Below are 26,112 nucleotides of genomic sequence, written 5' to 3' on the forward strand. Positions count from 1 at the left end.
TGGCAGCGCCATGTCCACTGACGATTTCCTCGCCCGCTTCGGCTCGCCCGGCGCCAGCCAGCCCGATCCCGTGGCGGCCGCCCAGCAGGCCATGCGCAACCCCCTGCCCGCGCGCTTCTACAAGGAGGCCGGCGTGCTGGAGCGCGACGGACTGTTCCATGTCGCCCTCGACGGCCGGACCGCCCGCACCCCGGCGCGCAAGCCGCTGGCGGTCGGCTCTCGCGACGTCGCAGAGGCGCTCGCCGCCGAATGGGATCGGCAGGCCGAGCGGATCGACCCCGCGCAGATGCCGCTCACGCGTCTCGTCAATTCGGCGCTGGACGGCGTCGAGGATCAGCAGGAAGCGGTTCGCGCCGAGATCGTGCGCTACGCCGCTTCGGACGCGCTCTGCTATCGCGCCGGCGAGCCGGAGGCGCTCGTCGCGCGCTACGACGCCGTCTGGCAGCCCGTCCTGAAGAGCGTCGAGGCGCTGATCGGCGCCCGTTTCGTTCTGGCCGAGGGCGTCGTCTTCGCCGAGCAGCCGCCCGAGACGCTGGCCGCCATCGCTCAGCGAGTCGAGAAGATCTCCGCCCCGCTCGCGTTGGCGGGCGCACACAACGTCATGACGTTGACGGGCTCCACGATCATACTGCTCGCCCTCGCCAATGGGCTGATCGATGCGGAAGCGGCCTGGGAGGCCGCCCATCTCGACGAGGACTACCAGATCTCCGTCTGGGGCCAGGACGAGGAAGCAGCCGAGCGCCGCGCCATCCGCCGCCGCGAATTCGACGCCGCGGCGCTTCTGCTGGCGAAGGGCTGAGAGACCGTTAGCAACCTCCAGCCCTCATCCTGAGGAGCCATTCCCTAGGGAATGGCTCCTCAGGATGAGGGCTCGGCGAACGTTCAAACGGCCTCTCAGCCGCCAGCCGGTCGCATGATGCGCGGGCGCGCTTCGGCAAACGTCGTAATGGACTCTCTCGACGGCCCCGCTTAAGCCGGCTTTCGAGACGCGATTTCCGGCCGGGAGCCTTGCCGCCATGAAGGATATCCTCGAACAGCTCGAAACCCGCCGCGAAGGCGCCCGCAAGGGCGGCGGCGAGCGTCGTATCGAGGCCCAGCACAAGCGCGGCAAGCTGACGGCACGCGAGCGCATCGAACTCCTGCTCGACAAGGACTCCTTCGAGGAGTTCGACATGTTCGTGCAGCACCGCGCCGTCGATTTCGGCATGGACAAGGGCGAGAAGATCCCCGGTGACGGCGTCGTCACCGGCTGGGGCACGGTCAATGGCCGCACCATCTTCGTCTTCTCCAAGGACTTCACCGTCTTCGGCGGCTCGCTCTCCGAGACCCACGCCCAGAAGATCATCAAGATCCAGGACATGGCGCTGAAGATGCGCGCGCCGATCGTCGGCCTGTTCGATGCCGGCGGCGCCCGCATCCAGGAGGGCGTGGCGGCGCTCGGCGGCTACGGCGAGGTCTTCAAGCGCAATGTCCAGGCTTCGGGCGTGATCCCGCAGATCTCGGTGATCATGGGCCCCTGCGCCGGTGGCGACGTCTATTCGCCGGCGATGACCGATTTCATCTTCATGGTCCGCGACACCAGCTACATGTTCGTCACCGGCCCGGAGGTGGTGAAGACCGTCACCAACGAGACCGTGACCTCCGAGGAGCTCGGCGGCGCCAAGGTCCACACCTCCAAATCCTCGGTCGCGGACGGCTCTTTCGAGAACGATGTCGAGGCGCTCTTGCAGGTGCGCCGCCTGCTCGACTTCCTGCCCGCCAACAACACCGCCGGTGTGCCGGAATGGCCGAGCTTCGACGTGCCTGATCGCGTCGACATGAGCCTCGACACGCTCGTTCCGGACAACCCGAACAAGCCCTACGACATCAAGGAATTGATCCTGAAGACGGTCGACGAGGGCGACTTCTTCGAGATCCAGGAAGCCTACGCCAGGAACATCGTCACCGGCTTCGGCCGTATCGAGGGCCGCACCGTCGGCATCGTCGCCAACCAGCCGATGGTGCTGGCCGGCGTGCTCGACTCCGATGCCTCGCGCAAGGCGGCCCGCTTCGTCCGTTACTGCGACGCCTTCGAGATCCCGATCGTCTCGCTCGTCGACGTTCCCGGCTTCCTGCCGGGCACCGCGCAGGAATATGGCGGCCTGATCAAGCACGGCGCCAAGCTGCTCTACGCCTACTCGGAATGCACGGTGCCGCTCGTCACCATCATCACGCGCAAGGCCTTCGGCGGCGCCTATGACGTGATGGCGTCGAAGCATATCGGCGCCGACGTCAACTATGCCTGGCCGACGGCGCAGATCGCGGTGATGGGCGCCAAGGGCGCGGTCGAGATCATCTTCCGCGGCGGCGACGCCGAGACCATCGCGCGCCAGACCAAGGAATACGAAGACCGCTTCATGTCGCCCTTCGTCGCGGCCGAGCGCGGCTATATCGACGAAGTCATCATGCCGCACTCGACCCGCCGCCGCATCGCCCGCGCCCTCGCCATGCTCAGAACCAAGAACGTCGAGCGGCCCTGGAGGAAACACGACAATATTCCGTTGTGAGCGCGCTGCTTACCGCCAGCGCCTGAACACCGCGCTGGCATTCACGCCGCCAAAGCCGAACCCGTTCGAGATGGCATGCTCCATCGCGAGCGGCCGGGCCGTCTTCGCGACGAGGTCGAGCCCCGCCGCCGCCTCGTCCGGGTTCTCCAGGTTGAGCGTCGGCGGAGCGATCTGGTCGCGCAGGGCGAGGATCGTGAAGATCGCCTCGAGCCCACCGGCCGCGCCGAGCAAATGCCCGGTCGCCGATTTCGTCGCGCTGATCGCGATGCCTCCATCGGTGCCGAACACAGCCTTGATCGCAGCCAGTTCGCCGCGATCGCCGACCGGCGTCGAGGTGGAATGGGCATTGAGATGGGCGACATCATCAGGCCGAAGCCCCGCCTGCTTCAGCGCGGTCTCCATGGCGCGCTGCGCGCCGGAGCCGTCTTCCGGGCCCGAGGTGATGTGATAGGCGTCGGCGCTGGTGCCGTAGCCGGTCAATTCAGCCAGGATCGTGGCGCCGCGTGCTTCGGCATGTTCCAGCGCTTCGATCACCAGAAGGCCGGCGCCCTCACCCATGACGAAGCCGTCGCGGTCCCGGTCGAAGGGGCGCGAAGCCTTTTCCGGCTCGTCGTTGAACCCGGTCGAGAGGGCGCGCGCCGCAGCGAAGCCGCCAAGCGCGACGAGGTCGACGCAGGCCTCGCTGCCGCCGCAGATCGCAATATCCGCCTCGTCCGCCCGGATCAGCCGCGCGGCATCGCCAATCGCCTGCACGCCTGCGGCGCAGGCCGTGACCGGCGCGCCGATCGGCCCCTTGAAACCATAGTCGATCGAGATATGGCCGGCGGCAAGATTGACCAGGAAGGACGGCACGGTGAAGGGCGAGAGCCGGCGCACGCCGCGCTGGTCGGTGGTCCGCACAGCCTCTGCGATCGCCGGGAAACCGCCGATACCCGAGGCGATCACCGTCGCCGTGCGCTCGCGCTCGCCCTCGTTCTGCGGCTGCCATCCCGCCTGCACCAACGCTTCCTTGGCAGCGACCAGCGCGAACTGGATGAAACGATCCATCTTGCGCTGGTCCTTCGGCGCGATCACCGCATCGGGATCGAAGCCGCCCTCGGCATCCTCATCCTTTGACGGCACGAGGCCCGCGATCTTGGCCGGCAAGGTCTCGGCGATCGAATCCGGCAGGCGGCGCAGGCCCGACCGCCCGGCGAGCAGGCGCTGCCAGGCGAGTTCGGTTCCGCAGCCGAGAGGCGAGACCACGCCCATTCCGGTGACAACGATGCGACGCATGGGAAACCTCCTATTCGCGAGAGATCGCCGCCACCGCATGCCGCGTCGCGACGATGGCCAGGCGCTGCTGCATGGCGGCGCTGGCCTGCGGACCGGCGATGACAGTGACATTGTCCGGGCTGACGGGCTGCGCGGTCTGCGCATCGGCGAAACCAGGCACGACCGGCCGCCCGCTTTCCCGATCGGTCAGCAGCAGAGCTTCCCCTTCGGGCGCCAGATGCCGGTTGCCGAAAGCCACCAGTGCGGCAACCACCGGGAAGAAATCCCGGCCCCTTCCCGTCAGCACATATTCGTAGCGCTGCGGCCTCTCGCTATAGAGCCGCCGCTCGAACAACCCGGCCTCAGTGAGATGCTTCAGCCGCCGTGCCAGCATGTTCGGCGCGATGCCGAGGCTGCGCTGGAATTCGTCGAAACGGGTGAAGCCCTGCAGCGCGTCGCGCAGGATCAGGATGCTCCACCATTCGCCCACCGCTTCGACCGCGCGGGCACAAGGGCATTCGGCGAGCGGAAGGAGCCGGGGCTGCATGTGCCCCGGTTAAAGATATTGCTATCATTTTGCAAGTAACTATCGCGACGCGTGCGTTTGCACCGCCGCTCCGCTCAATCCAGCGTGTTCCGGAACCGCATGAGCGCAACGCCCGCAAAGACCGGCACGAACAGGCTGAGATAGAACACCTCGTCGCCGATATCCCCGAGATCGGCGCCCTTCAGCATGATCGCGCGGATGATGCGCAGGAAATGCGTCAGCGGGAACAGTTCGCCCAAGGTCTGTGCCCAGCCCGGCATCCCGGCGAACGGGAACATGAAGCCCGACAGCATCAGCGAAGGCAGGAAGAAGAAGAAGGTCAGTTGCATCGCCTGCAGCTGCGTGCGCGCCATCGTCGAGATGGTGTAGCCGAGCAGCACCAGCGCCAGAACGAAGATCAGGACACAGCTCAGGAGAAGCGCGAGCCCGCCCAGGAATGGCACCCCGAAGAGCAGCTTGGCCGCGCTGAGCACAACCACGACCTGCACAGCGCCGACCGCCAGATAGGGCAGCACCTTGCCGAGCATGATCTCGCCGGCCGTGGTGGGCATGGCGAGCAGGTTCTCCATCGTGCCGCGCTCGATCTCGCGCGTGAGCGCCATCGCCGTCATCATCACCATCGTCATCTGCAGGATGACGCCGAGCAGGCCGGGGACGATGTTGTACTGCGTGATGTTCTCCGGGTTGTAGCGGCGATGGACCACTAGGGAGAGTTCGTCCCCGCCGGCAGCGGCCGGATTTGTCTCGGGCTCCCCTTGAGCCCGCAGCAATGCGCGGCTGACGATCGTCCCCAGCGCCGCAACGGCGCCGCTCGCCGCAGCCGGATCTGTCGCGTCCGCCTCGACCAGGATGCGCGGTTGGTCGGCGCGTTCGACCCGCACGCCGAAATCGCTGGGAATTGTCACGAGGAAGGAGATGTCTCCCTTGGCCATCAAGCTCTCCGCCTGCGCCGCGCTCTGCGGCCGCTCGCGGAAACGATAATAGTCCGAGACCTCCAGCGCCGAGACCACGGCGCGCGTATAGCGATCGTGCCCGAGCGCCAGGATCGCAGCCGGCAGGCCGCGCGGGTCGTTGTTGATCGCGTAGCCGAAGAGCAGCAGCTGGAGGATCGGCACCGCCAGCATCATCGCGAAGGTGATGCGGTCGCGCCGCATCTGCACGAATTCCTTGCCGAGCAACGCGCCAAGCCGGCGAATGGAGAAGAACGCGCTCATGCCGCCCGCTCTCCTGCGTCAGCCATGAACTTGATGAAGACGTCCTCCAGGCTGGTCTCGCCCGGCTCGACCTGGATGCCGCTTTCGCGCGCGAGCGGCGCCAGCGCGGCTTCCAATTTGTCCCTGTCCGTCCCGACGACATGCAGCGTGGCGCCGAACGGAGCGACCTGCTCGACGCCATCGGCCGCCGACAGCGCCTTGATCTGCGCGGGCTTCAGCGCGCCGTGGACGACGTAAGTGACGAGGCCGGAGCCCCGGACCACGTCGTCGACGGTCCCCGTCGCCAGCATGCGGCCATGGGCGATGTAGCTGATGCGATGGCAGCGTTCGGCCTCGTCCATGTAATGGGTGGAGACCAGCACGGTGATCCCGTCGCCGGCCAGCCGATGGATCTCGTCCCAGAATTCCCGCCGCGCCTTGGGGTCGACGCCCGCCGTAGGCTCGTCGAGCAACAGCAGCTTCGGCTGGTGCATGATGCAGGCCGCCAGCGCCAGCCGCTGCTTCCAACCGCCGGAGAGCGTGCCGGCGAGTTGATCCTTGCGCGCGGCAAGCCCAAGCCCGTCCAACGTCCGCCTCACGGCTTCCTCGGCCGGCTTCAACTCGTAAAGCCGCGCGACGAAGGTCAGGTTCTCGGCAATGCTCAGGTCTTCGTAGAAGGAGAAGCGCTGGGTCATGTAGCCGACCTGGCGCTTGATCGCGGTGCTCTGCGTCCGAATATCCAGCCCGAGCACCGTGCCCTCCCCGGCATCGGGCCTGAGCAGGCCGCAGATCATCCGGATCGTCGTCGTCTTGCCCGAGCCATTGGGGCCGAGGAAGCCGACGATCTCGCCCGCCGCAACGGCCAGATCGACATTGTCGACGACCGTGCGTTGGCCAAAGCGCTTGGTCATGCCGCGCACATCGATGGCGAGGCTCTCGCTCACCGCTGTCTCCGCAAGGTTACGTCGACGATCTGGCCGGGCTGGAGTGCCGATTGCTGCCCACCCTCCGGATGCGCCTCGACGAGATAGACCAGCTTCTGGCGCGTCTGCGCCGAGTAGATCACCGGCGGCGTGAATTCGGGTTCGGGCGAGACATAGGTGACGTTCGCCGCCAGCCCCGGCGCGCAGCCATCGCAGTGGACATCGAGCCGCATCCCCGGCTTAACGCTCGAAATCCAGGTCTCCGGCACATAGAGCATCAGCTTGGCCGCCCCGTCAGGCAGCATCAGCACGACGGGCGCGGTCGGGCCCGCCAGCTCCCCGACGCGCCGCAGCACGTCGCTGACGCGGCCTGAGGATGGAGCCACGAGGCGGCGCTGCTCTAGCTTCCAGCGCGCCTGTGCCAGCGTCGCCTTCGCCTCCTCGACCGCGTTCTCGCTTGCCCTGATCTCGTCGGGGCGCGCCGGCAGCTTTGCGACGTCGAGATTGGCGGCGTTTTGACGAACGCTCGCGGCGGCGACATCCCGCGCCAGCTCCGCCTGGTCGAAATCGGCCTGGGTCGAGACGCCGCGGCGCAGGAGATCCTGGCGCCTCTCCAGCGCCCGCTCGGCCTCGCGCTGCTGCGCCTGGGCCGAGACGAGGCTCGCCTCGATCACGGCGATCTCCTCGGGCCGCTTGCCTATGCGCAGATTGTCGAGCTGCGCCTGCGCCTGAATCAGCCGGGCCTCGCTTTCGGCGACCGCATTCTCCGCATCAGTCGTCTCCAGCATGGCCACGACTTTGCCGGCCTCGACACGATCGCCTCGGCGCACGTCGATGCGTTCGATCCGCGCCGTATCGATCGGGCCGAGACGCACATATTCGCCCTCGACATAGCCGGCGATCCGCACCGTATCAGACACGCAGCCGGGAAGAATCGAGCCCAACAAGGCAAGAGAACAAAGAAAGCCGAGAATCATGAGGGTTCTCCTCGGGCTGCCAGAACCGAGGCGGTGACCGCCGCGCGGATAGTGCTGGCGATGGCTTCGCCCTCGGGCTCGCCGATCCCGTCCCATTCCAGCCGCCGGATGACCGCCGGCCGGCCGAGCCGGAAGTAGAGGACCTGACCCATCATCGCGAAAACGGCGAGCCTGGTTCCCTGCGCTTCCGGGTCCGTTCCGGTTGCCATACCCCACAAGGCGCAGAGGCGGCCGTGGATCGGCCGCACCATGCCCTCGTAAAGCAGATCGAAGGCAGGAGACGGTTCCATCATCTCGCGAACGACGAAGCGGGCGATCGCCTCGCTCTCGGGAGCGCGGGTGGCGAAGGCGATCACGCGGCTGACCGCCATGAGCACGGCCTCCAAGGCCTCGTCCGGGTGCAATGCCGGCGGCAAGAGAGCTAGTTGATCCCCCCCGAGCACCCTCTCCCGCATCGTGGCCACGATCGCCTCGGCGCAGGCCCGGCGCAGACCACCCTTTCCCCCAAAATGATAGGCGATGCCGGCACTGTTGACGCCCGCGGTCTGCGCGATTTCGCGGATGGAACTCGCGTCGAAGCCGATTCGTCCGAACAGCTCGAGCCCCGCACGGATCAGGGCTTCCCGTGTTCCACGGTCTGCATCTGATGTCCCGATCATTCAGGCAGGATACGCCGCATCGAGCGTTCAATCAATCGATTGATTAAACGCTTTGGGAGCGCTTGCTCCATCTTCCCCGCACTAACCGCGGTTCCATGACATGACTCGCGCCGGAGAATGGGCTAAGGCGGCAGCCATTCCCTCATCCTCCCTGTCCGATGCTTTTCAATTCCTTCGCCTTCCTGCTCGGCTTTCTGCCGCTGGCACTTGCTCTTCACTGGCTGGCCGAGCGCTTCGCGCCGCAATGGCGGCTGCCGGTGCTGGTCGTGCTGTCCTTCGCCTTCTACGGCTATTGGGACTGGCGCTTCCTGCCGCTGCTCGCCCTGTCCGTCGGGATGAACTGGCTGATCGCCGCAGCGTTCGTGAAGACGAAGTCGAGCGGGCTCATCACGCTCGCCATCGTGCTGAACCTCTCCGTGCTGGCAATATTCAAGTACTTCAACTTCTTTGCTGGCCTCGCTGGAATGTTTCCCGGACTGCCGGTGCCGAAATTCGATATCGCGCTACCGCTCGGGATCTCCTTCTTCACTTTTCATCACATCATGTACCTGACGGATCTGCGGCGCGGCCAGGCGCCGCGTTACGATCTCGTCCGCTACGCGCTCTACATCGCCTTCTTCCCGCAGGTGCTCGCCGGCCCGCTGGTGCGCTGGCGCGAGATCATGCATCAGCTCGACGAGCGGCCCTATCAGCGGCCCGACGCCGCCGAGCGCATCGCACGCGGTTTGATGTTGCTGACCTTCGGCCTCGCCAAAAAGGTGCTGATCGGAGATCCGTTGGCGGAATACGCCAATCCGATCTTCGCCGCCGCCGCTGCCGGCAAGGTCGTCAGCATGATGGAAGCCTGGCAGGCGACGCTCGCCTTCACCTTCCAAATCTATTTCGACTTCTCCGGCTACACCGACATGGCCCTTGGCATCGCTTTGCTCTTCGGCGTCGTGCTGCCGCAGAACTTCGACGCGCCCTACCGCTCGCTCTCGATCCAGGATTTCTGGCGGCGCTGGCACATGACGCTGTCGCGCTTTCTGCGCGACTATCTCTACATCCCGCTCGGCGGTTCCAGGTCCGGCCTGCCGACCCAGGTCTGGGCGCTCTTCGCCACGATGGCGCTCGGGGGCCTCTGGCACGGTGCCGGCCTTACCTTCGTCGCCTGGGGCGTTGCCCACGGCCTCGCGCTGATCGTCGCGCTGTTCTGGCGCCGCGCCGGCTGGCCAATGCCGGCGCCGCTCGGCTGGCTCCTGACCTTCCTCTTCGTCGTGCTGTGCTGGGTGCTGTTCCGGGCGCCCACCTTCGAGGCGGCTCTGACCATCTACAAGGGCCTGCTCGGCCTCGCCCCGATCGGGAGCGGTTTCAAATGGCGTGCGCTGGTGCCCGCTGCGGCCTTCGCCATCATCGGGCCGACAGCCTGGAACCTCGTCCACAAGCTGCCGCCGGCCCGCTGGATCGCCGTGCTGACCGGCCTGCTGTTCGTCATCATCCTCCTGAAGATCGGCGAAGATGCGAATTATGAGTTCATCTACTTCCAGTTCTGAGCCCGGCCGTACGCCGACTCAGGCGGCCGGATGGACGAATTTCATCGCGACCCTGCTTGCGGCAGCTATCTTGTTCTCCGTCGCCTTCCTCGCCACGGCCTTCCTGATAGACCCCTACGACACCGGCCGCACCCTGCTGAAGCTCAAGGAGGGCCTGCGTCCGCAGGGACCGCGCACCTCGCTGGCAAGCCGAGGCCGCGATCCGCAATTCACCGGCGCGATCTTCGGCAATTCGCATATCCAGCTCGTCTCGCCGGAAGAACTGCGCAAGCGAACCGGCATCCCCTTCGTCTCGCTGATTGCGCCCGCTACCCTGCCGAAGGAGCAACTGGCGACGATCGACTGGTTCCTGCGCCACCACCAGCAGGTGCCCCCGAAGGCGATCATCGTCGGCATCGACCAGTACTGGTGTACTCCCGACCCGACCTTTCCGAACGAGAAGCCCTTTCCATTCTGGCTGCTAGATCGCAGCACGCTCGGCTATGTCGCCGGGCTGATGCGCTACGACCTGATCGAGGAGATCCCGCGCCGACTCGCCTATTTGACCTCGCGCAAGGCCGAGCGCGGCAGGCCCGACGGCTACTGGAACTACGAGCCCGACTACGAGATTCAGGGCTTTCACCAGCGTCCCGAGCTCCGGGCGCGGCTGGAAGAGCCCGTCACAGCCGGTGGCGGCAATATCGACGGCCCCTTCCCCGGAGCGACAGCGCTGGAGGGGTTGATGAAATCGGCCCCGCCGGAGACGGCGCTGATTCTGGTGCGCCCGCCGGTCTATGTCAGCGGCCTTTCGAAACCCGGCACGCCGGACGCCGACGCAGACGCGGCCTGCCGCAAGGCTTTCGCCGACCTCGCCGCCCGCCGTCCCAACACGGTGCTGCTCGACTGGCGGATCGACCGGCCGGCCCTGCACGACCCGAATCTGTTCTTCGATTACGGCCATTACCGCCTGCCGATCGCCCGGCTCGTTGAGGCCGAGATCGCGGACGCGCTCGGCAAGCTCGGGAAATAAGCCACGAAACGTGATTTTTCCTGCGTTTTCGAGCTCCCGGAGCGCCTCTTGCACGAAGTAGTTGAAGCCTTGTCGGAAGCGATTGTTCCGCTTGAAACGGATCGCTATAAGGGCGCGAAATCGGCTCACCCTCCCGCGGCATAGCCGATGGGCGCGTGAGCGGACAACTCAGAGAGCGCGCCCATGTCGAAGCAGATCATCCTCGATGCGGATTACAAGCCGAGCGATGACGAGCCGTTCATGAACGATCGTCAACGTGAGTATTTCCGCGGCAAACTCCTCGCCTGGAAGGACGAGATCCTGAAGGAGGCGAAGGAAACCCTCGTCACCTTGCAGAGCGAGAGCGAGAATCACCCTGATATCGCCGACCGGGCCTCATCCGAGACCGACCGGGCCATCGAATTGCGCGCCCGCGACCGCCAGCGCAAGCTCATCGCCAAGATCGACGCCGCCATTTCGCGCATCGACGACGGCTCCTACGGCTTTTGCGAGGAGACCGGCGAGCCGATCTCGCTAAAGCGCCTGGAAGCCCGCCCGATCGCGACCCTCTCACTCGAAGCCCAGGAACGCCACGAGCGCAACGAGCGCGTGTTCAGGGACGATTGAGCCGCGTCGCTTCGTTGCCCGCTGTTGGAAGGCCCCGCACCCATGGCGCGGGGCCTTGCTGCAAGGGTCAGGAGAAGCGGCGGAATGACGGTGCCTACAACTCGTTGCCGGCCGATCTAAGCGATCGCGGATTGGCCAGACGCCAATTTCCGCATTTCAGGCGCCAAGACTTGAATGCTAGAGGCGATTTGGTCAATCAGCCGGCAGAGAATTCAGCGGCTCAAGCACTGCCCTGATGGTGCTACTCTGTTCGCCGCGAGCAATAAGTGCGGCGGCACGCTGCCCGTGCCTTGAGAGGCCATGCCGGCTTTTGTCCGCTGCCGAGAGCAGGATATGCTGCGGCTCGAACCCGGCGACCTGCAATCGACGCACATAGGTCAATTGACTCGCGTAGGGCACGATGCGGTCCTTCCGGTCCGACAGAACAAAAATCAGTGGTTTGGGATCACTGCGGATGCCCTTGAGGTGGTCGATGGGATCATGAAGCGCATGCAAATTGGCGCTTGGAACCGTACGGCGCCTGTCCCAATGTTCTGTGACCTCACGCACGGACAGTAACGCTGACGACAGGACAACAGCTGAGACATCGCGACGCCGATTAAGCAAAGATGCGGCGATGTGGCCGCCACCTGACTGTCCAGCGAGAATAAATGCCGAAATGCGATGGCGCCGTTTGATCGCGTCGAGCGCGCGCTCCACCAGCGTCACCTCACGCAACTCTCGGCGCAGATTGTGATCGCCCGATGAGCCGTACATCCCGGGGCGCGCCAGGAATATTGCAGGCTGGCCAGCCTGCTCTGACCAACGCGCCATGTCGCGCTCGATCGCGTCGGGAGAGCGCTGTTCATAGGCCGGCGACACAAACCGAACGCCGGCTTTGGTCTTCAACAGGACGTCGCCGCTAAAATACACCAGAACGCTGGGGTTTTCGCCCTCGCTCAGACCCTGCGCATACGAGCGCAAGCAGTCGCCTTTGCCGTCGACTTCGACCCAAAAACCGCGGGGGATACCTGCACATTGGGCCGGCGTACTATAGGATCCGTGCAATGCTTCATAAGGATCAAAGCGCTCTCCCTTGCGCGGTACAGCGAGCTCTCTCGGTGCCGTCGCCGCACCAGCCGACAGCTCCAGCCTTTGAGCTAAAACCGTAGCTACCGACCCTGCAGTCGAAATGACAATGATCAAAAAGCGAAGCAGCGATTGCATGATTTCAATCTGACCTTCCGGCCGGCCGCGTGCCGCCTCTCCGGAGCGAAGCGGACATTCGAGCTTTATTGCTCGCCTCCAAGATGATCGATGGATCCCGGTTACCAAATTGCCCACGCTCCAGCGATCGCAATGAAACAGCCACCCTGGGCTTCCGCTGCCCATCCCTCTCAGACATTCCTGATAACCCCCAACGAGAAAAGCCCCGCGTCGGGAGAACGCGGGGCTTCTGGCCGCCAGCCTTAAGAAAGCTTGGGGAGCGTGGCGGGCGGCCCGGGAAGTCGGCAGCTCGGGAGAGACCGCCGGCCGGAGCAGCGCGGAGACAAGGGGGAGCGTTCCGCGCCGTCCGGATTTCGGAAACAGGGGTCAGAAGGGCAGCAGGATATCCATCACCTGCTGGCCGTAGCGCGGCTGCTGGACATCGGTGATCTGGCCACGGCCGCCATAGGCGATGCGGGCCTGGGCGATCTTGGTCGAGTCGATGGTGTTGTCCGATTCGATGTCTTCCGGCCGGATCACGCCGGCGACGATCAGTTCGCGGATCTCGAAGTTGACGCGGATCTCCTGCTTGCCCTCGATCACAAGATTCCCGTTGGGCAGGTTCTGGGTGACCACGGCCGCAACATTGGTGGCGAGCTGCTCGCTCCGGCGCACCGAGCCGGCACCCTCGCTCGAGCCTTCGGAATCGAGCTTCAGCAGCTCGCCCGCGTTCGACCCGTCCGGCAGGAACTTGTCGAGCTTGTTCTCGAAGCCCATGATCCTTGCGGCACCGAAATCCTCGCCGTTCTTGCGGGTGCGCTTGGTGGTGTTGTCGAGCTGCGCCCGATCGGTGAACTTCACCTTGACGGTGACGAGATCGCCGACATTGCGGGCGCGCTGGTCCTTGAAGAAGGCCCGCGAGCCGGTGCGCCAAAGCGAGTTCGGCGCGTAGGATGCATGCTCCATCGCCGGCATCGGCATCTGCACCGGCTTGTAGCCCTTGACGGCCGTCGGATCCTCGACGGGCGAGAGCGTCGGCGCCTGGCCGACATTGGCAAGGCGGTCGCCAATGCCGCAGGCCCCGAGCCAGGCGGTGAGCATCAACAGGCCGGAGAGCTTGGCGAGGCGGTTGGCGTACATGGCGGTTTCCATGGGGATCACTGCGCGCTGGCGATGCGGCCGTTCAGGGAGGGCTGGACGGAGACCCGCCCCGGCCCGCTGACCTTGCCCTGCAGCACGCGCTTGGATTGTGGATTGGTCACGGAGACGACATCGCCCATCGCACCGGCCTCGTTGGCCTTGCCGCGCAGCGTGATCATCAGCCCCGGCGCCTCGTAGACGATGGTGACGAGATCGCCCTTGCCGACGATCTCCTCGCGCTGGACGTCGCTGCCGCGCAGAGGCACGCCCGCGAGCAGGGCCCGGCGCGCGACCTTGTCGACCGCTGCGCGGGCGTCGCTGATGATCTCGCCGCCCTGCCCCTCGCGCGGGCGGCGCTCGACGATGACGTCGTCCTTGCCGAGCGTCTCGCCGCGGGCGATCAGCCGCTTCGGCACCACGACCTCCATCGTCTCGACGAGCTGTCCGGAGATGCGCAGCGGCTTCAGCCGCATCGCCGTGCTGCCGGGCACCGCAAGCCGGGCCAGCAGGCGGCGCGAGCGGGAATCGAAGGAGAGGTCGAGGACGCCGACATCGCCGGTGAGTTCGGGCTCGACCGCAACGGCCGGCGCCCCGCCGTCGATCGCCAGCGCGAAGATGCGGGCGTCGACGCCGAAGCGCTCCTGCAGCCCGACCTTCACCGCGATCTCGATGTCCGCGGCCGTGATCCGGCGCGCGGTGCGCGTGACGACCACCTGGGCGAAACCTTGGCTGTCGAGGTCCGAAGCCTCGCGGATGATGCCGGCCGCCCGCGCGCCCTCGACGACACGCGCGACCTGGATCGTGCCGGTCTCGCCGAGGGCAGGCGCGCGGAATGCGGCAGTAGCCGCGGCATCGCCCGGGAGCCCGGGGATGAGATCGCCGAAGGTGACGAGATCGCGCGAAAGGCTGACCTCGGAACGCAGCTGCAGCTTGCGTGGCAGCGCGGCGGCAGGCGCCGTGACCGCCGAGGCGGAGGCGATCGTGGCCGGCAGCTGCGGATGATGCTGGCCCTGCTGCGGCGCAGCCAGAGCGGCGGAGCCGGAGAGGAGGAGAGCGATCAGGGAAACGCGGATCATGATGACGAGCCCCCGATCAGCCGCGGAACATCTGGGTCGTCGCCGACATCATCTGGTCGGCGGCGGTGATGACCTTGGAGTTCATCTCATAGGCGCGCTGCGCCGCGATCAGAGAGGAGAGCTCCGTGACCGCCTGAACGTTGCCTTCTTCGAGATAGTTCTGCTGCAGCGTGCCGAAGCCCTCGCCGCCGCCGAAGCCGTCGATCGGCTGCCCCGAGGCAGCCGTCTCGATGAACAGGTTGTCGCCGATCGATTCGAGACCGACCTTGTTGACGAAGCGGGTGAGCTGGATCTGGCCAAGCTGCTGCGGCGCGGTCTGGCCGGGGATCGTCGCCTCGACGATGCCCTGGGAGTTGATGCTCACCGCCGAGGCGTTGTTCGGCACGGTGATGCCGGGCTCGACCAGGTAGCCGTCGCGCGTGACGATCTGGCCTTGCGAATCGAGGTCGAAGGAACCGTCGCGCGAATAGGTGGTGCGCCCGTCGGGCATGCGGACCTTGAAGAAGCCCTCACCGCGGATGGCGAGGTCGTAGGGCTTCTCTGTCGGGCTGATATTGCCCTGCGTCATGACGCGGCCGGTCGAGACCGTCTTGACGCCCGAGCCTATGAAGGTGCCAGCTGGAACCTGGGTGTTCTGGTCGGAAGTGGCCGAGCCGGCGCGCCGGAAATTCTCGTAGAGCAGATCCTGGAAATGGACCTGCTGGCGCTTGTAGCCGGTGGTCCGGACGTTGGCGATGTTGTTGGAGATGACCTGGACGTTCATCTCCTGGGCGATCATGCCGGTCGCAGCTGTCTGCATGGCGCGCATAGGAGTCGCTCCTTTCCGCTATCAGGCCTGCTGGTCCGCCAGGCGAGAGATCGCCCGGGTGCGCAGCTCGTCGGATTTGGTGATCATGTTGGCGACGCTTTGGTAGTTGCGCTGCACCTCCATGAGCCGGGTCAGCTCGACCACGGCCTTGACGTTCGAGCGCTCGACCGCGCCGGGTTCGAGGCGTGCCTCCGGGCCGGCGGGCTGGGCGGCAGCCGTCGCCGAGAACAGGTTGGTGCCCTCGCTGACGAGCTTGGTCGGGTCGGCGAAGCGGACCTGGCGCAGCTTGCCGCGCGTACCTTGATCGCTGCTCACCGTGCCGTCGGCCGCGATGCGCATCGCAAATTCGCTGGAGCCGAAAGTGATCGGGCCGGAATCGCCCATCACGGGTAATCCGGTCTGGGTCACGAGGCGGCCCTGCCGGTCGATGGTCAGCGATCCCGCTCGGGTGTAGCGCTCGCCGCTCGGCGTCTGCACGACGAGGTAGTTGTCGCCTTTCAGCGCCACGTCCAGCGGATTGCCGGTCATCTCGACCGCGCCCTGCGACAGGTCGATCGGCGTGCCATTGTCGATGACATAGGACAGCGGCCGATCGGTCGGCTTGAAGGCGTCGGCCTTGGCGACCGGCATGATGAATTCGTTGAAGCGCGCGCTGCGCGCCTTGAATCCATTGGTGCCGACATTCGCCATGTTGTTGGCGATGACGTCCAGCTCGCGCGCCAGTGCAACCTGGCGCGACAGGCCGATGAGAAGCGCGTTCTCCACGGCTCAACTCCCGATCATGTCCCGCGGCGACCTCGACGCTCCCCAGCGCAGTCACCACGGATCACTACCGGCAATCGACATGCCAACATGGTTAATTCACTTAACGAATTGATATAATTGAATTTATACTCCAAATCACGGCTTGCCGCAGCCCGGCATGAACCGCAAAAGCGGCAAGAACGACCCGGCAAATTCTGCCGTCCTTAACGGCACGTTAACCGTAATTGGCGAAGGTGCGTCCATGGGCGGCAGAACGCGGCCCGGCGTCCGGGGCGAAGACGAGATGGCGAAGAAGGCCAAGACGGAAGAGGCAGGCGCGTCGGGTGCAGATGCGCCGAAGAGCAAGAAGAAGCTCTTCATCATCATCGGCGGCGTCGTGCTGCTGGCTGCTGCGGGCGCCGGCGGCTGGTTCTTCCTGAAGAAGCCGACCCCGGAGCAGATCGCCGCGGCCGAGGCGGCCAAGCCGAAGAAGCCCTCCACCTTCCTGGAAATGAAGGACATGATGATCGGCATGTCCAATGGCGGCCAGCAGGACCGTCAGCCCATCATGAAGATCAAGGTCGTGCTCGAGATCGCCGATGCGAAGGTCTCGGAAGAGGTGAAGCCGCTGCTGCCGCGCGTCGAGGACGCCTTCCAGGTCTTCATGCGTGAGCTGCGCCCCTCCGACCTTGAAGGCTCGGCCGGCATGTATCGGCTGAAGGAGGAGCTTCTGCGCCGCGTCAACCTGACGGTCTACCCGGCCAAGGTCGATGCGGTGCTGTTCAAGGAACTGCTGGTGCAGTGAGCCGGGATATCCCTGAATCCCGAAAAAAGATGACGGCGGAACGATGAGCACCGAGCGCGACAATGCCGCACCGACCGACGAGCCGCTGACGCCGGAAGGCATGGCGGCCGGCTGGGCCGCGATGCCGGACATCATCGAGGAGGACGGCGAATCGGAGGGCGGCGTAGACCGCCTGATGTCGCAGGACGAAATCGACACGATGCTCGGTTTCTCCAGCGGCGACGACGGCGCGTCCCGCAACGGCATCCAGGCGATCGTCGATTCCGGCTCGGTCGCCTATGAACGCCTGCCGATGCTCGAGATCATCTTCGAGCGTCTCGTGCGCCTGCTTTCCACCAGCTTGCGCAACTTCTTCACCGACAACGTCGAGGTCACGCTCGAGAGCATCCGCTCGGTGCGCTTCGGCGACTATATCAACTCGATCTCGCAGCCGGCGCTGCTCTCGGTGTTCAAGGCCGAGGAATGGGACAATTTCGGGCTCATCACCATCGAGTCGGCACTGACCTATTCGGTGCTCGACGCCATGTTCGGCGGCAAGCGCGGCCAGCCCGCCCCGCGCATCGACGGCCGCCCCTTCACCTCGATCGAAATCCGCATGGTCCGCCGTGTCATCGAGCTGGTGCTGGGCGACGCCGAGGCGGCGTTCAAGCCGCTTTCGCCGGTGACCTTCACGGTCGACCGCGTCGAGTCCAACCCGCGCTTCGTCTCAATCTCGCGCCCGGCCAACGCCGCGATCCGCGTCGAGCTCAAATTCGACATGGAGGGCCGCGGCGGCGCGCTGCATATCCTCCTGCCCTACGCCTCTATCGAGCCGATCCGTGAATTGCTGCTCGAAAGCTTCATGGGCGAGAAGCTCGGGCGTGACCCGATCTGGGAGAACCACCTCGCCACCGAAGTCTGGCAGGCCGATGTCGACGTCACCTGCGTGCTCCACGAAACGCAGATGCCGCTGAAGCGCGTCATGAAGCTCGAGATCGGCGACACGCTGATGTTCGACACCCGCCCCGACTCTTCCGTCTCTCTGCGCTGCGGCGACTTCATCGTCACCGAAGGGCGGATCGGCCGCGTCGACGACAAGATCGCTGTCCAGGTGGTCGCACCGCTCCGCCGTTCGAAGACCACGCTCGCCGCTTTCGACAGCCTTGCCAGCCATCTCGGCGCCACCAACTAAGCAGGACAGCCATGACGATCAATCTCATCGCCGACGTGCTTGTCGCAAGCCTGCTGGTCGCCACCATCATCACCTGCTTCATCCTGACCAAGCGCATCGAGCGCCTCAAGGCCGACGAGGCCGGTATGCGCCAGACGGTCAGCGCCCTCATCACAGCGACCGACAATGCCGAACGTGCCATCGCCGGCCTCAAGCACACGCTCGGCGATTGCGACCGCACGCTGGAAGAGCGCCTGCGTACTGCCGAGCGTTATGCCGCCGATCTCGCCGCCCAGGTCGAGGCCGGCCAGGCCGTTATGGAGCGCATCGGCCAGATCGTCAGCGCCGCCACCCTCGTCGGCGCCAAGCCGGCGGAGGAAGCCGTGCAGGCTCCAGAGCCTGCGCCGGTGTCCCGCCTTGAGAGCGCCGCCCAGTCGGCTGCCGCCATCCGCGCCCGCGCCGCCCGCCGCCTCGAGGGACAGGCTGCGTGATCGAAAGGCCCCGCCTCCTGCCGGCAGTTATCCTCGGCGCCATGGGTCTCCTGGCGCTGAAGCTGCTCGCCTGGACGGCGGATACCGCCCCCGGCAAGATTCCGCCCGATCCGCCGGTCTTCGCGAACAACCCCGCCGGCAAGGCCGCTGCCGAGAAGGAAGTCTGGGGCCTCGCGAAGATCGTCGCGCGCGCCCATGCGCCGGATTTCTTCGACCCCGAGACCACCGGCTCGGTGCCCGCTCCCGATCCGAAGAAGGAGCAGGAGAAGAAGGAAGCCGAGGCGAAGGCCGAGGCCGCCCGCGCCGCCAACCCCAACAACAAGGCCGGCGTGATGAACGGCACGGCCAAGCCGCTCTCGACGGCGGAGAAGGCCATCCTCGAACGCCTCGGCGAACGCCGCGAGGAGCTCGAGGGCCGTATGCGCGAATTGGAAATGCGCGAGCGCCTGCTGGATTCGGCCGAAAAGAAGCTGGATGGCCGCGTCGGCGATCTCAAGACCCTGGAGGAGAAGGTCAACCCGGCCGCCAAGGCCTCCGCCGACGAGGCGAAGGCGATCAAGAACCTCGTCATCATGTACGAGGCGATGAAGCCCAAGGACGCCGCCCGCGTCTTCGACCGCCTCGGCCTCGACGTGCTGGTGCCGGTGGTGCAGCAGATGAATCCGCGCAAGATGTCTGAGGTGCTCGCAGCCATGGCGCCGGAGCGCGCCGAAAAGCTGACCGTCGCGCTGGCAACAAGCGGCCGCACGGCGGGCTTCGAGCGCGTGGCGAACGAAGCGCCGTTGCCCGGCAACGAACTGCCCGCGATCGCGCCTGCCTCGCAGCGCTGAGCCCGCGAAGGCGGATCGCCGGCACTGCCCCGTTAAGACGGCATTATGGTTGACGCGCTAGCGTGCCCGAGGGTCCCCGCATCGGCGCGATGCGAAGGCCCGCTGTCGCGTTGGGTCGAGTACTCCGTTTGCCTCTGTCGCGTTCCCTCGCCTTCGGTATCGGGCTGGCCGCTCTCGCGCTCGCCGCCGGCCTGAACGCGCCTGCGCTCGCGGCCAGCGCCACGATGCGCGGCGAGGCCATGGCGGCCGGCTTCGGCCGCGTCTCGCTCACCTTCGACGAAGCGATCCAGACCCGTATCCGCGTCGCCAATGGCGTGCTGATCGTCGCCTTCGGCAGCCCGGTCCGCGTCGACATCGCGCGCATCACCCGCGAGTTGCCCAGTTACGTTTCGGTTGCACGCACTGACCCCGACGGGCGCGGCATGCGCTTCGCCCTGACCCAACCTTACAAGGCGAATCTGATCGAAGCCGGCGACAAAGCCTTCATCGATCTTCTGCCGCAGAATTGGGCCGGCGTGATGCCCGGCCCGCCGCCGGAAGCCATTGCAGAGCTGACCGAGCGACTGCGCGTCGCCGAGGCGAAGGCCCGCGAAGCCGCCCGCCAGCCGGCCGCGCCGCCAGCGGTGCTGACGATGCGCTCGGCCAGTCTTCCAACCTTGGAACGCCTGATCTTCAAGACCCCGGCCGGGACTAAGCTCGCCAGCCACCTCTCGGACGGCACGCTCAAGCTCGTCTTCGACAAGCCCATGAACGCCGAGGCGGCCGAAATCCGCAACGCGCTCCCGGCCGACGTCGCGCTGTCCTCGCTCGACGCCGGCAAGGACGCGCTCAGTCTGACGCTCTCCCTGCCGAATGACTGGCAGTCCCGCAGCTTCAACGACGAGACGGGGCTCGTTGTCGACCTGCTGCGGCCCGTCAAGATCGGCGCGCTCTCCCTGCCCGATATCGACAAGCCGCAGCCGCCCGCAACACCGGCACCGGCCACTGCCGTCGAGCCGGCGAAGCCCGCCGTCGCTCAACCAGCCGTGCAGCCGGCCACACCCGCGCCCCAACCTGCAGCGGTCGCGCCTGCCCCCGAACCACCGCCGGGCCCGGTAGCGATCACAGCCGGCGACACGCGCCTCGATTTCCGTTTCCCGCGCCGGACCGGGGCCGCCGCCTTCCTGGACGCCGGCGTGATGACGCTGGTCTTCGATACGCGCGACACCATCGATCCCGCCCGCCTCTCCGGCCTGCTGCCGAAGCTGATCGAGGAGAGTTCGGTGACGCGCGAGGGCCGCGTGACGCTGGTGCGCCTTCGCCTGGCCGGCCAGCCGCTCGCCCGTTTCTTCGACGACGGCACCAGCTGGTCCCTCGATCTCGGCGAGGATGCGGGTAAGCCTGCCGCCGTGATCGCGCCGCAGCGCAGCATGGACGAGCGCGGCCAGACCATCCTAGGCGTTCCGCTCGCCGGGCTAACCGGCATCCACTGGCTGGAATCGGGGCCTGCAGGGCTGCCTATCGCGATCGCCACCGCGACCGGGCCGGTGCTTCTCACGCCCAAGCCCTATCAGTTCGTCGAGTTCGGCCTGCTTCAGACCGCACAAGGTCTGGCCGTCCAGCCGCGCTCGGACGACATCGCGGTGCGCGCGGCCACCGAGCAGGTTCGCATCGGCCGCGCCGGCGGCCTCACCGTTTCCCTTGATGTCGCCGAGCCGAACAAGCAGGCGGAAGCGCAGGCCGAGAAGACCGAGTCTCCGCTGCTGCTTGACGGCGATGCGTGGACGAAGCTCAGGCTCGGCAATCCACGCGACCGGGCCCGCGCGCTAATGCTCGACGTGGCCGACGCCTCACGCGGCCGCAAATCGGACGCGCGCCTGGCACTCGCCCGCTTCTACGCCGCCAACGGCCTGATGCCGGAAGCCGCCGGTCCCCTCGGCGCGATGATGGCCGACGCCCCCGCCATGCGCGGCAACCGGGAGGCACTCTTCCTGAAAGGCGTCATCGCCGCGCAGATGCACCGCGATCAGGATGCGATCAACGCCTTCGGCGCCGAAGCCATCAAGGATGATGTCGAGACGGGTCTGTGGCGCGCCCTCGTCGAACAGCGTTTGAACCGGAACGCCCAGGCGATGGTCGGCTTCCGCCGCGCCGAAGCGGTGCTCGACCGCTACCCCATCGATCTCCAGGGCGAGTTCCGGGAGGCTATCGCGCGTACCGCGTTCGCGATGCAGGATATGGGCGTCGCCGAGCGGCAGGTGCAGGCGCTCGCGGACCTGCCGCGCGGCAGCTTCGACCAGGAGCGCCTCGCCCTGCTGCAGGCACGGCTCGACGATACCAGCGGCCGCCCCGAAGCCGCGATGAACGGCTACAAGGCGCTGTTCGAAGCCAACAGCCGCCCCGTCGCGGCCGAGGCGCAGCTGCGCGCCGTCAGACTCGCCGATGCCGAGAAGCGCACCGACCTCAAGCCGGAGGAGGCCATCGCCCGTCTGGAGACGGTGTCGGTCATCTGGCGCGGAGGGCGGCTGGAGATCGAGGCGTTGGCCGAGCTCGGCCGGCTCTATGCCGACCAGCAGCGCTGGCGCGACGCCTTCATGATCGCGCGCCGGGCCAATGAGAGCTTCCCGGACGATCCGCTGACGCAGCGCATGCATGACGAGACGGCTCAGCGTTTCGCCGAGCTGTTCAGCGGCTCCGGCCTCGGCAATCTGCCGCGGATAGAGACGCTGGCGCTGTTCTACGACTTCAAGGAATTCCTGCCGATCGGCCGGCGCGGCGACGAGATCACCCGCCTCCTTGCCGACCGGCTGGTCGAACTCGACCTGCTGGACCAAAGCGCCGAGATCCTGCGCTATCAGATGGATCGCCGCCTCACCGGCGCGGCCCGCTCCACTGTCGCCGCCCGCCTTGCCATGATCGAGCTGATGAACGGCAAGCCGGCAGAGGCGATCCGGGCGATCAGCGCGACGCGGCTGGTCGAATTGCCGGCGGACGTCAAGCGCGCGCGGCTGCTGCTGGAGGCCAAGGCGCTCTCCGATCTCTCACGCACCGACCAGGCATTGGAAATGCTGGAAGGCGAAGGCGGCGCGGAGGTCGACCGGTTGCGCGCCGACATCTACTGGACCGGGCGACGCTGGCGCGAGGCGGGCGAGGCTTATGAGCGCATGCTCGACGAGAGTTGGCGCGGCGACACGGCCCTGACCGATGCCGAGCGCGCCGATGTCATGCGCGCCGGCGTCTCCTATGTGATGGCGAACGAGGCCCTCTCGCTCGACCGGCTGCGCAGCAAATTCGCGCCGAAGATGGCGCGCAGCGCCGATGCCCGGACCTTCACCTTCGTTACCGGCGCAAACCGCGCCCGCGCGGCGGATATACGCGAGATGGCACGCGCGACCGCGAATGCCGACAGTGTCTCGGAGTTCCTGAAGGCCTATCGGGAGCGCTATCCCGGCCTTTCCCCCGCCATGCGCAAGCCCCAGCAGGCGGCGGAGCCCCTGCCCTCGCCGGCGCAGGGGGCCACGGCCGATCCGTCGACGCCGCAGCGCAGCTGACCTTTCCGTCATGCTCGGGCTTGACCCGAGCATCTCGCGACAAGGAGGCTCCTGCTCCTCGTCCCGCCGGAGATTCTCGGGTCAAGCCCGAGAATGGCGCCTTTTTCCTAACCCGGCCCGGAATTCGTATCCTCGCCGCGCGCCTTGGCCCGCAGCACGAATTGCAGGTTGCGGACATAGACGAAGACCCCGAAGCCCTGCCCGAGGATGAAGACCGGGTCGCGCCGGTAGAGCGCATACATCAGGAGCAGCGCGCCGCCGCCGATCGAGAACCACCAGAAGGTCATCGGCACGACAGAACGACCGGCCTTCTCGCTCGCCCACCACTGCACGACGAAGCGCATGGTGAAGAGCCCTTGCGCGACCACGCCGAGCAGCACCCACCAATCGATGTTGTTGACGAAGACTTCGTGGAAATAGTTGCCGATGGTCTGCTGCAGATCGATCAGCATCACATCGTCTCCGAAACGATCTGGGGCACCCGCTTGCGCCGCCGGATCAGCCACCAGACGCCGGCGAGATCGAGGATACCGACCCAAAGACGGTCGAAGAAGCCGTAGTTCGAGACGCCGGTCAGACGGGGCCGGTCACGCACATCGGCATGCAGCACCGTGTAGCCCTCGCGAGCCATCAACGCGGGCATGAAGCGATGCAACGCGTCGAAATAGGGCAGCGCCAGATACGCCTCGCGGCGGAAGCATTTCAGCCCGCAGCCGGTGTCGCGCGTATCGTCCTTCAGCACGCGGCCGCGCACGCCATTGGCGATCTTCGACTGCCAGCGCTTGAAGCCGGTGTCCTTGCGCCCGACACGCTGGCCCTGCACGAGCCCGGCATGAAGACCGCCCTTTTGCAGCGTCGCCACCATCTCCGGCAGGAAGGCCGGGTCGTTCTGGCCGTCGCCATCAAGCGTCGCGACGATTGCGGAGCGCGCATGGCGCACGCCGCTGCGCACCGCCGCGCTCTGCCCGCAGGATTGGGCATGGGTCACGATCCGCAGCCAGGGCCGCGTCGCCGCCAGCTCCGCAAGCTTCCCGGCGGTGCCGTCGGTCGAACCGTCGTTGACGTAGACCACCTCGAAGGGACCGATCGTCGCGCAGGCCTTCTCGATATCGGCGACGAGCGGAGCGATGTTGCCGACCTCGTTGCGCACGGGCACGACGACGCTGAGCAGGGGATGGGAGGAAATTTCGGTCAAAGCGGCATCATCCGGCAAAACGGCCCGCGAACTGCATCGGCACAGCCCATAGAGCATCGCGCGAAACAATGGGAACCGGTTTTCGCCTGGAGCGGCGCCCCCGGCGATAAGGAACGATCACGCTTTTTCGCATTTTGACGCTTCTGTCAAAATGCGACGCGACCGAGGGCGAGCATTTTTCACCCCGGCTCCCTGACGAAGACGGCGATTTCGAGAAGGCGTCCGCCATTGAGGTTGAAGCCGCGGATCGTCGTGAACAGGCGCGGTTTGACCGGCTGATTCGCGAGAGCAGCCTGGAACTGGTCGGCGAAACGCTTCTCGACGAAGGCGACGCGGCAGCCGGGCTGGGCGAGGAAGTCCGCAGCCTGCTGGCCGCTCGCGGCCATGCCAAGATTGGTGCCGGTCAGGAAGACCAGGCTCGGTTCGCGATAACCCAGCGTCTGCACGGCAGGATCGGAACAGGCCGCCCGCGCCGCTTCGGCCAGCCGCGGCGAGAGCTTCAACGAGCGCAGGCTCTCGATGGCGAAGGGATAGACCGAGGCGGTCAGCAGCAGGCTCGCCAACACACAGCGCCAGAGCGCGCCTTCGAGATCCTGACGCCGGAAGGCCCCGATGACGCCGGCCGCGACCAGGAGCACCAGCGCGAAGCCGGGCAGAGCCAGCCAGGGCAGCGTCCGATCCAGCGTCCAGTTGCCGAAGAGGATCACGCCCATCAGCGCGAGCGGTACGATCAGCACCAGGCAGGCTGTCGCGACCGCCCCGCGCCGGTTGCGGTCGATCCCGCCATTGATCATCGCCAGCAAGAGCAGCACGGTGATCGCCGGATAGAGCGGCAATACGTAATGCGGCAGCTTGGTCGGCACCGCCTCGAAGACGAGCCAGCTCGGCACGATCCAGGCGATCAGGAACAGGATCTGCGGCTCCTTGCGCCTGATCCAGGCGAAGGGCACCGCCATCGCGGCGAAGGCCGCCGCCGGCCAGTAGGTCGCGAAGAAGACCACAAGGTAGAAGCCCGGCGGCCCCCAATGCTTCTCCTGTCCTTCCGCGACCTTGCCGAGCATGTCCTGGCCGACGCTCTCGCTGAAGAAGCTGCCGCCGGTCTTGAGCATGATCGCGACGAACCAGGGCAGCGCGACGACGAGGCAGAGCAGCAGCCCCGGCCCGAAACGCAGCGGCTTCAGCCAGCGGAAGGAACGCTGGTTCGCGCTCAGCACCAGAATGGCGAGGCCCCAGACCATCGGCACGATCGGGCCCTTGATCAAAAGCCCGATCGCCGTCGCGGCCCAGAACACCAGCCAGTTGCGCCGGTCCGGCACGAAGGCGAGCGAGCGCGTCCAGTCGAGCCAGGCGCGGGCCAATGCTCCCATGCTGGCGACCGCGCAGGCGGCGAGCACGGCATCAGTCTTTGCGATTCGGGCCTCGACGCCGAGCAGCACCGCCGCCGCCATCAGTGATGCCCCGAGCAGCGCATAGCGCCGCGCCAGAAAGGCCAGCAGCGCCCAGTAGGTCAGCAGCACCGTCGCTATCGCACCGAGCAGCGAGGGGATGCGGTAGAGCCAGATCTGCGTGCGCGCCTGCGGCACGCCGAGCGCCTCACCGGCCTTCACCGCCGCGCTCTGCAGCCAGTAGATGCCGACCGGCTTCTTGTGACGCGCTTCATCCTGGAAACGGATATCGACGAAATCGCCGCTCTCCAGCATTTGCTTGCTGGCCTGGGCGAAGCGCGGCTCGTCGCGGTCGAGCGGCTGCAGCGTGCTGAAGCCGGGCAGAAAAGCAGCAAGCGAGAGCAGCAGCAGGAAGGCGCAAGCGCGCGCATGGCTGACGGCCAGGAAACTCGTCAGCCTGTCGATCGCTGGCGTGAGCGAAAACATCATCCATCCTCGCGACCGCCGGGCCGCGCCTGTGCTGAAAG

Annotated in this window: 24 protein-coding genes; 10 read left to right on the plus strand and 14 right to left on the minus strand. The window is 66.4% G+C overall.

Features of this window, described 5'->3' with window-relative positions:
• The first annotated feature begins 10 nt into the window (after positions 1-10).
• Both AB4Z16_RS19595 and AB4Z16_RS19600 read left to right on the plus strand, forming a co-directional pair.
• Positions 11-799, plus strand: coding sequence for an ATP12 family chaperone protein (locus AB4Z16_RS19595; protein ID WP_441513011.1), 789 nt, complete (start codon positions 11-13; stop codon positions 797-799).
• A gap of 217 nt (positions 800-1,016) precedes the next feature.
• Positions 1,017-2,546 carry an acyl-CoA carboxylase subunit beta gene (locus tag AB4Z16_RS19600; RefSeq protein ID WP_441513012.1) on the plus strand — a complete coding sequence of 510 codons (1,530 nt, stop codon included), beginning with the start codon at positions 1,017-1,019 and terminating at the stop codon, positions 2,544-2,546.
• Between the two features lie 9 nt (positions 2,547-2,555).
• Here AB4Z16_RS19600 and fabF read toward each other — a convergent pair whose 3' ends face one another.
• The 6 genes from fabF to AB4Z16_RS19630 form a co-directional block, all read right to left on the minus strand.
• Positions 2,556-3,821: a beta-ketoacyl-ACP synthase II gene (gene fabF / locus AB4Z16_RS19605; protein WP_441513013.1), complete on the minus strand. Its 1,266-nt coding sequence runs from the start codon at positions 3,819-3,821 to the stop codon at positions 2,556-2,558.
• Positions 3,822-3,831: 10 nt separating this feature from the next.
• Positions 3,832-4,347, minus strand: coding sequence for a winged helix-turn-helix transcriptional regulator (locus AB4Z16_RS19610; protein ID WP_441513014.1), 516 nt, complete (start codon positions 4,345-4,347; stop codon positions 3,832-3,834).
• Positions 4,348-4,421: 74 nt separating this feature from the next.
• Entirely contained in the window at positions 4,422-5,561 is a 1,140-nt protein-coding gene (locus AB4Z16_RS19615) for an ABC transporter permease (RefSeq protein ID WP_441513015.1), read from the minus strand.
• Positions 5,558-6,451, minus strand: a complete 894-nt coding sequence (locus AB4Z16_RS19620) for an ABC transporter ATP-binding protein (RefSeq protein WP_441513088.1) — start codon at positions 6,449-6,451, stop codon at positions 5,558-5,560. Before AB4Z16_RS19620 ends, AB4Z16_RS19615 begins: the two co-directional genes overlap by 4 nt.
• Before the next feature lie 29 nt (positions 6,452-6,480).
• Positions 6,481-7,440: an HlyD family secretion protein gene (locus tag AB4Z16_RS19625; RefSeq protein ID WP_441513016.1), complete on the minus strand. Its 960-nt coding sequence runs from the start codon at positions 7,438-7,440 to the stop codon at positions 6,481-6,483.
• Entirely contained in the window at positions 7,437-8,099 is a 663-nt protein-coding gene (locus AB4Z16_RS19630; protein WP_441513017.1) for a CerR family C-terminal domain-containing protein, read from the minus strand. Before AB4Z16_RS19630 ends, AB4Z16_RS19625 begins: the two co-directional genes overlap by 4 nt.
• Before the next feature lie 158 nt (positions 8,100-8,257).
• On the opposite strand from AB4Z16_RS19630, the gene AB4Z16_RS19635 reads away from it, so the two are divergent.
• The 3 genes from AB4Z16_RS19635 to dksA all read left to right on the plus strand — a co-directional run bounded on the left by AB4Z16_RS19635 (position 8,258) and on the right by dksA (position 11,246).
• Positions 8,258-9,631 carry an MBOAT family O-acyltransferase gene (locus AB4Z16_RS19635; RefSeq protein ID WP_441513018.1) on the plus strand — a complete coding sequence of 458 codons (1,374 nt, stop codon included), beginning with the start codon at positions 8,258-8,260 and terminating at the stop codon, positions 9,629-9,631.
• A gap of 70 nt (positions 9,632-9,701) precedes the next feature.
• Positions 9,702-10,640 (plus strand): hypothetical protein, encoded by a 939-nt coding sequence (locus AB4Z16_RS19640; protein ID WP_441513019.1) that lies wholly within the window; start codon positions 9,702-9,704, stop codon positions 10,638-10,640.
• 183 nt (positions 10,641-10,823) lie between these two features.
• Positions 10,824-11,246: an RNA polymerase-binding protein DksA gene (gene dksA, locus AB4Z16_RS19645; RefSeq protein WP_441513020.1), complete on the plus strand. Its 423-nt coding sequence runs from the start codon at positions 10,824-10,826 to the stop codon at positions 11,244-11,246.
• Positions 11,247-11,438: 192 nt separating this feature from the next.
• On the opposite strand, the gene AB4Z16_RS19650 is transcribed toward dksA, so the two are convergent.
• The 5 genes from AB4Z16_RS19650 to flgF all read right to left on the minus strand — a co-directional run bounded on the left by AB4Z16_RS19650 (position 11,439) and on the right by flgF (position 16,220).
• Positions 11,439-12,452, minus strand: a complete 1,014-nt coding sequence (locus AB4Z16_RS19650) for an alpha/beta hydrolase family protein (protein ID WP_441513021.1) — start codon at positions 12,450-12,452, stop codon at positions 11,439-11,441.
• Positions 12,453-12,818: 366 nt separating this feature from the next.
• Complete coding sequence (gene flgH, locus AB4Z16_RS19655) at positions 12,819-13,571, minus strand: flagellar basal body L-ring protein FlgH (RefSeq protein WP_441513022.1); 753 nt, start codon at positions 13,569-13,571, stop codon at positions 12,819-12,821.
• Positions 13,572-13,588: 17 nt separating this feature from the next.
• Positions 13,589-14,647, minus strand: a complete 1,059-nt coding sequence (flgA, locus tag AB4Z16_RS19660) for a flagellar basal body P-ring formation chaperone FlgA (RefSeq protein ID WP_441513023.1) — start codon at positions 14,645-14,647, stop codon at positions 13,589-13,591.
• Positions 14,648-14,663: 16 nt separating this feature from the next.
• Positions 14,664-15,455 carry a flagellar basal-body rod protein FlgG gene (gene flgG, locus AB4Z16_RS19665; protein ID WP_441513024.1) on the minus strand — a complete coding sequence of 264 codons (792 nt, stop codon included), beginning with the start codon at positions 15,453-15,455 and terminating at the stop codon, positions 14,664-14,666.
• A 21-nt stretch (positions 15,456-15,476) separates the two neighbouring features.
• Positions 15,477-16,220, minus strand: a complete 744-nt coding sequence (flgF, locus tag AB4Z16_RS19670) for a flagellar basal-body rod protein FlgF (protein ID WP_441513025.1) — start codon at positions 16,218-16,220, stop codon at positions 15,477-15,479.
• Between the two features lie 241 nt (positions 16,221-16,461).
• Between flgF and fliL the strand changes: the two genes are divergently transcribed.
• The 5 genes from fliL (at position 16,462) to AB4Z16_RS19695 (ending at position 23,005) form a co-directional block, all read left to right on the plus strand.
• Complete coding sequence (gene fliL / locus AB4Z16_RS19675; RefSeq protein WP_441513026.1) at positions 16,462-17,004, plus strand: flagellar basal body-associated protein FliL; 543 nt, start codon at positions 16,462-16,464, stop codon at positions 17,002-17,004.
• Positions 17,005-17,047: 43 nt separating this feature from the next.
• Entirely contained in the window at positions 17,048-18,175 is a 1,128-nt protein-coding gene (gene fliM / locus AB4Z16_RS19680; protein ID WP_441513027.1) for a flagellar motor switch protein FliM, read from the plus strand.
• Between the two features lie 11 nt (positions 18,176-18,186).
• Positions 18,187-18,645, plus strand: coding sequence for a DUF6468 domain-containing protein (locus AB4Z16_RS19685; protein ID WP_441513028.1), 459 nt, complete (start codon positions 18,187-18,189; stop codon positions 18,643-18,645).
• Positions 18,642-19,475, plus strand: coding sequence for a MotE family protein (locus AB4Z16_RS19690; RefSeq protein ID WP_441513029.1), 834 nt, complete (start codon positions 18,642-18,644; stop codon positions 19,473-19,475). The genes AB4Z16_RS19685 and AB4Z16_RS19690 overlap by 4 nt, the downstream gene beginning before the upstream one ends.
• Before the next feature lie 128 nt (positions 19,476-19,603).
• Positions 19,604-23,005: a hypothetical protein gene (locus AB4Z16_RS19695; RefSeq protein WP_441513030.1), complete on the plus strand. Its 3,402-nt coding sequence runs from the start codon at positions 19,604-19,606 to the stop codon at positions 23,003-23,005.
• A 107-nt stretch (positions 23,006-23,112) separates the two neighbouring features.
• Here the strand turns inward: AB4Z16_RS19695 and AB4Z16_RS19700 are convergent, their stop codons facing one another.
• From AB4Z16_RS19700 to AB4Z16_RS19710, 3 genes are all read right to left on the minus strand, one after another.
• The gene (locus AB4Z16_RS19700; protein WP_441513031.1) at positions 23,113-23,457 is read right to left on the minus strand and encodes a lipid-A-disaccharide synthase N-terminal domain-containing protein; all 345 of its coding nucleotides are present in this window, start codon (positions 23,455-23,457) and stop codon (positions 23,113-23,115) included.
• Positions 23,457-24,191 (minus strand): glycosyltransferase family 2 protein, encoded by a 735-nt coding sequence (locus tag AB4Z16_RS19705; protein WP_441513089.1) that lies wholly within the window; start codon positions 24,189-24,191, stop codon positions 23,457-23,459. The genes AB4Z16_RS19700 and AB4Z16_RS19705 overlap by 1 nt, the downstream gene beginning before the upstream one ends.
• 188 nt (positions 24,192-24,379) lie before the next feature.
• Positions 24,380-26,074 (minus strand): ArnT family glycosyltransferase, encoded by a 1,695-nt coding sequence (locus AB4Z16_RS19710; RefSeq protein ID WP_441513032.1) that lies wholly within the window; start codon positions 26,072-26,074, stop codon positions 24,380-24,382.
• Positions 26,075-26,112 lie beyond the last annotated feature (38 nt).

Origin of the sequence: Allobosea sp. TAF32 (genome assembly GCF_052113585.1) — a bacterium.
Lineage (GTDB): Bacteria > Pseudomonadota > Alphaproteobacteria > Rhizobiales > Beijerinckiaceae > Allobosea.